General features: G+C 59.5%; 11 protein-coding genes. All 11 read right to left on the reverse strand.

Annotated elements, in window-relative coordinates:
* Positions 1–5: 5 nt before the first annotated feature.
* The gene (locus VFE81_RS09980) at positions 6–254 is read right to left on the reverse strand and encodes a hypothetical protein (protein WP_325044438.1); all 249 of its coding nucleotides are present in this window, start codon (positions 252–254) and stop codon (positions 6–8) included.
* 339 nt (positions 255–593) lie between these two features.
* Positions 594–1,178 carry an NUDIX hydrolase gene (locus VFE81_RS09985; RefSeq protein WP_325044439.1) on the reverse strand — a complete coding sequence of 195 codons (585 nt, stop codon included), beginning with the start codon at positions 1,176–1,178 and terminating at the stop codon, positions 594–596.
* 42 nt (positions 1,179–1,220) lie between these two features.
* Complete coding sequence (locus tag VFE81_RS09990; RefSeq protein WP_325044440.1) at positions 1,221–1,517, reverse strand: DUF2818 family protein; 297 nt, start codon at positions 1,515–1,517, stop codon at positions 1,221–1,223.
* On the reverse strand, positions 1,517–2,989 hold the full coding sequence (gene nuoN / locus VFE81_RS09995) for an NADH-quinone oxidoreductase subunit NuoN (protein ID WP_325044441.1): 1,473 nt from the start codon (positions 2,987–2,989) through the stop codon (positions 1,517–1,519). The genes VFE81_RS09990 and nuoN overlap by 1 nt, the downstream gene beginning before the upstream one ends.
* A 25-nt stretch (positions 2,990–3,014) precedes the next feature.
* Positions 3,015–4,505: an NADH-quinone oxidoreductase subunit M gene (locus tag VFE81_RS10000; protein ID WP_325044442.1), complete on the reverse strand. Its 1,491-nt coding sequence runs from the start codon at positions 4,503–4,505 to the stop codon at positions 3,015–3,017.
* Between the two features lie 14 nt (positions 4,506–4,519).
* Entirely contained in the window at positions 4,520–6,592 is a 2,073-nt protein-coding gene (gene nuoL, locus VFE81_RS10005) for an NADH-quinone oxidoreductase subunit L (RefSeq protein ID WP_325044443.1), read from the reverse strand.
* 17 nt (positions 6,593–6,609) lie between these two features.
* Positions 6,610–6,915, reverse strand: coding sequence for an NADH-quinone oxidoreductase subunit NuoK (nuoK, locus tag VFE81_RS10010; protein ID WP_006052894.1), 306 nt, complete (start codon positions 6,913–6,915; stop codon positions 6,610–6,612).
* A gap of 20 nt (positions 6,916–6,935) precedes the next feature.
* On the reverse strand, positions 6,936–7,637 hold the full coding sequence (locus VFE81_RS10015) for an NADH-quinone oxidoreductase subunit J (protein ID WP_325044444.1): 702 nt from the start codon (positions 7,635–7,637) through the stop codon (positions 6,936–6,938).
* Between the two features lie 179 nt (positions 7,638–7,816).
* The gene (gene nuoI, locus VFE81_RS10020; RefSeq protein ID WP_054034957.1) at positions 7,817–8,305 is read right to left on the reverse strand and encodes an NADH-quinone oxidoreductase subunit NuoI; all 489 of its coding nucleotides are present in this window, start codon (positions 8,303–8,305) and stop codon (positions 7,817–7,819) included.
* 15 nt (positions 8,306–8,320) lie between these two features.
* Entirely contained in the window at positions 8,321–9,385 is a 1,065-nt protein-coding gene (gene nuoH, locus VFE81_RS10025) for an NADH-quinone oxidoreductase subunit NuoH (protein ID WP_325044445.1), read from the reverse strand.
* Positions 9,386–10,269: molybdopterin-dependent oxidoreductase (locus VFE81_RS10030; protein WP_325044446.1), on the reverse strand; the 884-nt coding region annotated here is incomplete at its 5' end.

A 10,269-nucleotide genomic window follows, 5' to 3' on the forward strand; every position in this document is an offset into this window, starting at 1 on the left:
CACTTTCACTGCCGGCGTGTCGTACAGTTGTCGACGATGCGCCTGAGGTGCTTTGCGTGATTGCCGGGATTCCTCGGCGTACTCCACACACTCGATATACAGAACTCGCCGCACCGACATTCCGCGTCGTTGTAAGGACAGTACATCTTTCCCCAGGCGTGACCTTTACCACCGCCGTGGACACGCCAGCCGTTTCTTTCCGCGTAAGCCAGCGCGGCCTCGACCTCTTTCTTGGAATGGATTCCTCGAACCATCTATATCCTCTAATTTAGCGCGGCCACACATGGTTGTCAAGCGACAACCATGTGTGGCCGCAATCATAATCGAATCCATCTCATACCCTTCGTTATCCAAAATAAATGGGGTAACAAATTCTGCTGCCAGACGTCGATACTAGAGCGGCAACGATCAGAGGGCGAGACTGTCAGATGGCATAGGACGGGAACCCATTTTTCGGACATCGGGGAACGCATCGAGTTGATATCTTGCCCGCAATGACAAAGCCCCTGCGGGTCGTCGACCAACAGGGGCTTTTTGCAGACTTTCCAGTCGGCGCACAACTCGCGCCCGTTCTGCGTTCTGAGCTGAGCGCGCTATTGCGGCTCGGCCATTGGCCAGGCGCCGGACAATACTTTCTCCAGCCAGAACGTACCGATGATGGTTTTCACGTCCGTCACCTTGCCCGTACGCACCCATTCCAACATATCGGTGACGCTGGCCGTGAACAGTTCGAGAAATTCGCCATCGTCAAGTTTGCGCTCGCCGGCAGTCAGTCCCCGCGCCAGGTAAATATCGATGAATTCGGTCGAATAGGAAATGATCGGATGAATGCGCGTCAGATAAACATATTCGCGCGCCGTATAGCCGGTCTCTTCCTGCAGCTCACGTTTCGCGCAAGCCAGCGCGCCTTCGTTCGGATCGAGCTTGCCCGCCGGATACTCGACCATGACCTTGCCCATCGGATAGCGGTACTGGCTTTCCAGCAACACGCGGCCGTCGTCGAATAGCGGAATCACCATCACGGCGCCCGGATGCTGAACGTACTCGCGAGTGGCCTGCTTACCGTCGGGCAAGCGGACGGTATCGCACTTAAGCGTCAGGAACGGCCCTTGATGGATCGTTTTGCTCTCGATACAGGTCTCGGTGAGCGCGGCGTCGTGATCGGGAAGTTCAGCCATATGCGACCTCAGGACAGCGTGGTGCGCGACGGCGAGACGCCGTCAGCGACGTTTGACGAGATACTGGAAGGTAAAGCCGGGGAATGCGAACACGATGAACAACGCGAACGTGATCGCGTAAAACTGCCACCCCTGTTCGAAGCGGTTACCCGCGCGTGCTTCCAGCAGAAAACCGAACGCGCCGACCACAAAGTACAGCACGATCAATTCGGCTAACCGGATCCAGGCGCTCTTCTTCACCGCTTTCAACGGCACGGCGGCGAAGAGACGCTGATTCAGGAACGGCAGGTTGGCGCCGACCAGCGCCAACAACACGATAAACCAACCTGCAGCCGACATCAGAGCAGCAGCGTGTGCTGAATAGCCTGCAGGCAGGCCTTCAACAGCGGATCTGGCACGATACCGAGCACCAGCACGGCAACCCCGTTGAGCGCAAGCAAAGCACGCGTGCTTGTGTCGGCGAGGATCGGCGACTTGTCTTGCGGTTCGTCGAAGTACATCAGCTTGACGATACGCAGGTAGTAGAACGCACCGAACAGCGACGTGATCACGGCCAGCACGGTCAGCCAGGTCAAACCGGCATTCATGGTTGCCTGCAGCACCGCGAGCTTGGCGTAGAAACCGACTGCAGGCGGGATGCCGGCGAGCGAGAACATCATCACCATCATGACGAACGCGAACACCGGGCTGCGTTGATTCAGACCCTTGAAGTCTTCGAGCGTATCCGCTTCAAAATCGCGGCGTGCCAGCAGCATGATGACGCCGAAGGTGCCCATCGTCGTAATCAGGTAGACGATGCTGTAGTACATCGCCGAGCCGTACGCATTGGCCGCGCCGGCCGTCTTCTGATCCACCACGCCGGCCAGCAGGCCGAGCAGCACAAAGCCCATGTTCGAAATCGCGGAGTACGCGAGCATACGCTTGACGTTGCGTTGCACGATACCGGTGATGTTGCCGACGATCAGCGACAACGCCGCCAGAATCACCAGCATCTGCTGCCATTCGACCGCCAGTGGCAGCAGACCCATCACGAGGAAGCGCAGACCCCACGCGAATGCCGCCACCTTCGGACCGCCACCGACCATCAGCGTCATTGCAGTCGGAGCGCCCTGATACACGTCAGGCACCCACATGTGGAACGGCACCGCGCCCATCTTGAACGCCACGCCTGCCACGACGAAGATCACGCCGAATAGCAGCACGCTCGGATCGTAGTGGCTCGTGCCGATCGCCTTGAATACTTCGTTCAGGTCGAGCGAACCGGTCGCACCATAAAGCATCGAAATGCCGTACAGCAGGAAGCCGGAAGCCAGCGCACCGAGCACGTAGTACTTCATAGCCGCTTCGTTCGAAGGCGCCGCGTCACGACGCAGTGCGATCGCAGCGTACAACGACAGCGACATCAGCTCCAGACCGAGGTACAGCGTCAGGAAGTTGTTGCCGGAGATCATCACGAACTGGCCGAGCAACGAGAACATGCCCAACAGGAAGAACTCGCCGCGAAACAGCCCGCGATCCTCGAGGTACCGGCGCGAATAAACGATCGACACGGCATAGCCCAGCGTCACCACCGCTTTCATCACACTGGCGAACGAATCCACCACATACATGTGACCGAAGAAGTAGTGCACCTGCGGGTCGAACGCGTTCACCGCGAACCAGATCCCGGCAATCAGCGTCGAGAAGAACGCGATGAAATACGTGGTACGGCGACCGGCCTGGCCGACGAACGTGTCGTTGAGCCACGCGAGCACAACGGCGAGCATCACCAGTGCGTCGGGTAACAGAACAGTCATAGGGGCGTTTTGCATGATCTTTAAATTCCTCCGCTCTGTATTACTGTGGCAACGGCAGCTTGGACTGCGCGACGTGGGAGAGGAGGTTTTCCACGGATACGTGCATCACATCGGTAAAGGGCTTCGGATACAGGCCCATGAACAGCGTCAGTGCAGCGAGCACTGCCAGCATGAAAAACTCACGACGGTTGATGTCCACGAGACTCTTCACGTGATCGTTGGCGATCGCGCCGAAGTACACCCGCTTGTACATCCACAGCGTGTAGGCCGCACCGAGAATCAGCGTGACAGCCGCACCGCCCGCGATCCAGAAGTTGTACTGGACAGCAGCCAGAATCACCATGAACTCGCCGACGAAACCGGAAGTACCCGGCAAGCCGCAATTGGCCATCGAGAACAGCATCACGAATACCGCGAACTTCGGCATTACGTTGACGACACCGCCGTAATCCGCGATCTGACGCGAGTGCATGCGGTCGTACAGCACGCCGATGCACAGGAACATCGCGCCCGACACGAAACCGTGCGAGATCATCTGCACGATCGCGCCTTCCACGCCGAGCTGATTGAAGATGAAGAAGCCGAGCGTCACGAAACCCATGTGCGCAATCGACGAATACGCGACCAGCTTCTTCATGTCGGCCTGCACCATTGCGACCAGGCCGATGTAGATCACGGCGATCAGCGACAACGTGATCACGACAGGCGCCAGGAAGTGACTCGCGTCCGGTGCGATCGGCAGCGAGAAGCGCACGAAACCGTATGCGCCCAGCTTAAGCATGATCGCGGCCAGCACGACCGAGCCGCCGGTCGGCGCTTCCACATGGGCGTCAGGCAACCACGTGTGAACCGGCCACATCGGCACCTTCACAGCGAAGGCCATGAAGAACGCTATGAATAACAATATCTGCGGCGTCATGCCGATCTGCGCGTTCTGCCACGTAGCCAGATCGAACGTACCGGTTTGAATGTACAGGTACAGCAACGCGACCAGCATCAGGAGCGAGCCCATCAGCGTGTACAGGAAGAACTTGAACGCCGCATACACGCGGTTCGCCCCACCCCATACACCGATGATGATGTACATCGGGATCAGCGTCGCTTCGAAGAACACGTAGAACAGCATGCCGTCCGCTGCGCTGAACACGCCGACCATGATGCCGGACAGGATCAGGAACGAAGCGAGGTACTGCGACACGTTCTTCGTGATGACTTCCCACGCGGAGATCACGACGATCACCGTAATCAATGCGGTCAACACGACAAACCACATCGAGATGCCGTCGACACCCAGGTGGTACGTGATGTTGAAGCGTTCGATCCAGTTCGCCTTTTCGACGAACTGCAGATCGGAAGTGCTCGAATCAAAACCAGCAATCAGCGGGATCGTCACGATGAAGCTGACGACCGAGCCGATCAGCGCAATCCAGCGCGCCGGAGCCGGGTTCCGGTCGGAACCGATAGCCAGGACCAGGAGACCTACGAGGATCGGTAACCAGATCGCGATACTGAGAATCGGATAAGCGTGCATTAGTGTCCCTCGCCTTATTTGCCGCCGAGCGTTACAAACAGGGTCAGGAGCCCCAACATGCCGATAATCATGGCAAACGCGTAGTGGTAGATGTAACCGGATTGGAGGAAGCGGATCACGCCGGCAAACCAGCCGATAAAGCGTGCGCTACCGTTGACGATGCCGTCGATGACCACGACGTCGCCTTCCTTCCAGAGACCACGGCCAATTGCCACGGCGCCCCGCGCGAACACGACGTCATTGATCTTGTCCATGTAGTACTTGTTATCGAGCAGCGTGTAGATCGGCCCGAACGCGCGCTTGATGACAGCCGGCAGATCAGGACGAACCAGGTAAAGGAACCACGCGACTACCACACCCGCGAGCGCCAGCCAGACCGGCAGACCTGAGACGGAATGCAGGCCCATCGACGCCCAGCCCTGGAATTCTTCAGCCATGTCATGCAGCGCCGGATGGTTTTCGCCGATGAAGATCACCTTGTCGAACGCCACGCCATGCTGGAAGAAGTCGCCAAACAGCATCGGACCGACACCGATCGCGCCGATCACCACCGACGGAATTGCCAGCAGCACCAGCGGCAGCCACACCACCCATGGGGTTTCGTGCGGCTCGTGCGCATGGTCGTCGTGGCCATGGCCGTGGCCGTGCGCGTCATGGCCGTGACCGTCATGCGCATGCGCGGCCGCTTCGATGCCCATCGGCGATTCCGGATGCTTCGGATCGCGGAAGCGCTCCTTGCCGTGGAACACCATGAAGTACATACGGAACGAGTACAGCGCAGTAACGAACACGCTCGCCACCACCGCGAAATACGCGAAACCCGAACCCGGCAGATGCGACAGCTTCACTGCGTCGATGATCGAGTCTTTCGAGTAGAAGCCTGAGAAGAACGGCGTGCCGATCAGCGCCAACGAACCGACCAGCGACGTGATCCAGGTGATCGGCATGTACTTGCGCAGGCCGCCCATGTTGCGGATGTCCTGATCGTGGTGCATGCCGATGATCACGGAACCCGCGCCGAGGAACAGCAACGCCTTGAAGAACGCGTGCGTCATCAGGTGGAAGATGGCGACGGAGTAAGCCGATGCACCGAGTGCGACTGTCATGTAACCGAGCTGTGACAGCGTCGAGTAAGCCACCACGCGCTTGATGTCGTTCTGGACGATCCCGAGAAAGCCCATGAACAGCGCCGTGATCGCACCGATCACCATCACGAACGACAGCGCCGTATCCGACAGTTCGAACAGCGGCGACATGCGCGCGACCATGAAGATACCGGCCGTCACCATGGTTGCCGCGTGAATCAGCGCGGAGATCGGCGTCGGACCTTCCATCGAATCTGGCAGCCAGACGTGCAGCGGGAACTGCGCAGACTTACCCATCGCGCCGATGAAGAGGCAAATGCAGGCAACCGTCAGCAAGCCCCAGTCCGTGCCCGGGAAGCTCAATGCCGCGAGTTCAGTGCGCTTCGCGAAGACGTCGCCGTAATTCATCGAACCCGCGAAGGCAAACAACAGGCCGATGCCGAGCAGGAACCCGAAGTCGCCGATGCGGTTCACGATGAACGCTTTCATGTTCGCGTAGATCGCGCTCTCACGGGTGAAGTAGAAGCCGATCAGCAGGTACGACACCAGGCCCACCGCTTCCCAGCCGAAGAACAGCTGCAGGAAGTTGTTGCTCATCACGAGCATCAGCATCGAGAACGTGAACAGCGCGATGTACGAGAAGAAGCGCTGGTAGCCGTCGTCGTCGGCCATGTAACCGATCGTGTAGATGTGCACCATGAGCGACACGAAGGTCACCACGCACATCATCATCGCCGTCAGCGAGTCGACCAGGAAGCCGACCTCGAACTTCGTCTTGCCGATCGTCATCCATTCGTAGACGGTCGCGTTGAAGCTCGCGCCGTTCAGCACCTGGAAGAAGACGATCGCCGAGAGAACAAAGGAGATCGCGACGCCGAGGATCGTGACCGAATGCGCGCCGGCTCGCCCTACCGCTTTCCCGAACAGCCCTGCAATCAGAGAGCCGGCCAGCGGTGCCAGCGGGATCGCCAGCAGCAGGTTTTCATTGAGTATCGTTGACATAACCGCTTTACCTGAAATTAACCTTTGAGCTGATCGAGGTCCTCGACATTGATCGTGTCGAGGCTACGGAACAGGGTCACCAGAATTGCGAGTCCGATCGCCGCTTCAGCTGCAGCAACCGTCAGCACGAAGAAGACGAAGATCTGACCGTGCACGTCGCCGAGGTAATGCGAGAACGCGACGAAATTGGTGTTCACCGCCAGCAGCATCAGTTCGATCGCCATCAGGATGATGATGACGTTGCGGCGGTTCAGGAAAATGCCGACGATGCTGATCGCAAACAGGATCGCGCCGAGGACAAGGTAATGAGCAAGGGTCAACATGATTTCTATCTCCTGTCCGCTCAGCTGTTTTTAGCGGGTGCCGAGTCGGCAGCTGCTGCTGCCGCAGTCGCAGCCGCCGCGGCGGCTTCTTCCGCCGCGACGGTCGCCGCGGTCTTTTCCGATGCCATCTTCACGATGCGCACGCGGTCCTGAGCACGCACCTTGACCTGCTCGCTGATGTTCTGGCGCTTGCTATCTTTCTTGTGACTCGTGGTCAGCGCAATCGCCGCGATGATCGCCACCAGCAGCACAAGGCCGGCGACTTCGAACGCGAAGATGTAGTCGGTGTAGATGACCTTGCCGATCAGGCGCGTGTTCGACCAGTCGGCCATACCGTTGGCGGCCGCCGTGGTGTCGCGCAGCACCGTGGTGGTTGCACCGTAGCCGTGCCACAGGATCAGCGCGGTCTCGATCACGATGATCGCGCCCACGAGCGTGGCCATTGGCACGAAGCGTTTGAAGTCTTTTCGCAGCACGTCGATGTTGATGTCCAGCATCATCACGACGAACAGGAACAGCACCATCACCGCGCCGACATACACCAGCACCAGCAGGATCGCGAGGAACTCGGCCTGCAGCAACATCCAGATCGCAGCTGCGTTGAAGAACGCCAGCACCAGAAACAGTGCGGACGAAACCGGGTTGCGCGAGGTGATCACCTTCAGCCCTGAAACCACCAGGAGTAGCGCGAAGATGTAGAACAGTACGGTCGTGAATTCCATGATTACCGGTTCATCGTTAGGCCATCGTCAGGCATTGTTCTTTGGCACGTGGCGGGCAAAAGCGGCCAAAACCGCCAGAACAGCCGCACAGGTGCGCCGTGCCGCGGCGGTCAGGCCGCGGCGCTCGGCCCGACAACAGGCCGTGTTACTGCTGCATTTACTACTTCAACTGAAGCGCTTCAACGATACGGTGCGTCGGCTGCCTTGCTCGCAGCGATCTCCGCTTCGTAGCGATCGCCCACGGCCAGCAGCATGTCCTTCGTGAAATACAGGTCACCGCGCTTTTCGCCGTGATATTCGAGAATGTGCGTTTCGACGATCGAATCGACCGGGCAGCTCTCTTCGCAGAAACCGCAGAAGATGCACTTGGTCAGGTCGATGTCGTAACGCGTCGTGCGGCGCGTGTTATCCGCACGCGTTTCCGATTCGATCGTGATGGCAAGCGCCGGGCACACCGCTTCGCACAGCTTGCAGGCAATGCAGCGTTCTTCGCCGTTTTCATAGCGGCGCAGCGCATGCAGGCCGCGGAAACGCGGCGAAATCGGGGTCTTCTCTTCCGGAAACTGCACCGTCACCTTGCGCTGGAACGTGTAACGTCCGGTCAGCGCGAGGCCCTTGAGCAGCTCCGTCAGGAAGAAGGTCTTGAAAAAGTTTTGGATTGCGGTCATGGGTTCATCCGCCCTTTATTTCCAGATATTCAACGGCGACATGATCCAGAAGCCGACCACGATGAGCCACACCACGCAAACCGGAATGAAAATTTTCCAGCCCAGACGCATGATCTGGTCATAGCGATAGCGCGGGAACGTGGCACGCGCCCAGATGAATACCGACAGCAGGAAGAAAACCTTGGCGACGAGCCAAACGATGCCCGGGACAAACGACAGGAAGCCGAACGGTGCGCTCCAGCCGCCGAGGAACAGTGTTGCAGCCAATGCCGAGATCACGATCATGTTGATGTACTCGGCAAGGAAGAACAGCGCAAACGCCATCCCCGAGTAATCGATCATGTGGCCCGCGACGATTTCCGACTCACCTTCCACTACGTCGAACGGGTGGCGGTTCGTTTCGGCGATGCCCGAGATGAAGTACACGACGAACATCGGCAGCAACGGCAGCCAGTTCCACGACAGGAAGTTCAAGCCGTAGCCAGCGAAGATGCCGCGTTCTTGCGATGTGACGATGTCCGACAGATTCAGGCTGCCCGAGGTCATCAGCACGACGACCAGCGCGAAGCCCATCGAAATTTCGTACGAGACCATTTGAGCGGCCGCGCGCATGGCACCGAGGAACGCGTATTTCGAGTTCGACGCCCAGCCGGCCAGGATCACGCCGTACACGCCGATCGACGAAATCGCGATCGCGTACAGCAGACCCGCGTTAATGTCACCGAGCACCACGCCCGCCTGGAACGGAATCACCGCCCAGACCGCGAAGGCCGGCACCACCACCATGATCGGCGCGATCAGGTAGATCCAGCGGCTTGCCTGGGCCGGCTGAATCACTTCTTTCAGCAGCAGCTTCAGCACGTCGGCGATCGGCTGCAGCAGACCTGCAGGGCCGACGCGGTTCGGGCCGAGACGCACGTGCATCCAGCCGATCAGCTTACGCTCCCACAGAATCAGGTAAGCCACGCACAGCAGGATCACGACGGCCACCACCAGGATGCGCACCAGTGCCCACACCGTGGGCCATGCCACACCGAGAAGCTGGGTGCCGCCCGAGTTGATCGTTTCGAACAAGCTCATTTACGCCTTCTCCACCACCAGTTCACCGAACAGGCTGCCCAGCGCTGCACCGGCAGGCGTAGCCGCCGATACGCGGACGACCGTCTCCGCAAGATTTGCATCGCGCACGGCCGGCAACTGCACCGACTGCTCGCCCTGGCGCACGCGCACTGCGTCGCCTTCCTTCAAACCCAGTTTGTCGAACAGCGCAGCCGGCAGACCGACCGAATTCGCTGCGCGCGCCGCTGCCGTCAGATGCAGCGATTCAGCGCGACGCACCAGTGCGTCGGCGTGGTAAATCGGCACGTCGGCGATACGCTCGAACTTGCCTTCCGTTGCCTTCGCTGCCTTGCCGCGTGCAACCGTCACACCCGTCTTGTTCGACAGACGCGTCTTCAGCTCGCCATCGTCGAGGGCTGCCGCGCGCACTTCTTCCGAAGTGTCGAATTCGAAGCCCGGCACGCCGAGCAGGCTGCCCAGCACGCGCAACACCTTCCATGCCGGACGCGTGTCACCCAGCGGACGCACGACGCCGTTGAACGTCTGCACCGTACCTTCGGCATTGACGAACGTGCCGGCCGTTTCCGTGAACGGAGCGATCGGCAGCAATACGTCGGCGTAGTCGGCGCCCGTCTGGAACGGCGACATCACGACAACCATTTCCGCCTGCTTCAGCGCGGCCAAAGCCTGCGCCGGATTGGCGGTATCGAACTCCGGCTCGACGTTCAGCAGCACATAACCCTTGCGCGGTTGCTCGAACACTTCGCGAGCGTTCAGGCCGCCCTCGCCCGGCAATGCGTTCACGAGATGCGCACCGACCGTGTTGGCCGCTTCCGTGAGGAAGCCCAGCGTAGCGCCGGTCGCGTCTGCGATCCATTGCGCCGCGGCGTGAATGGCGGCGAAAT

The sequence above is a fragment of the Paraburkholderia sp. genome, from assembly GCF_035656215.1.
Taxonomy (GTDB): domain Bacteria; phylum Pseudomonadota; class Gammaproteobacteria; order Burkholderiales; family Burkholderiaceae; genus Paraburkholderia.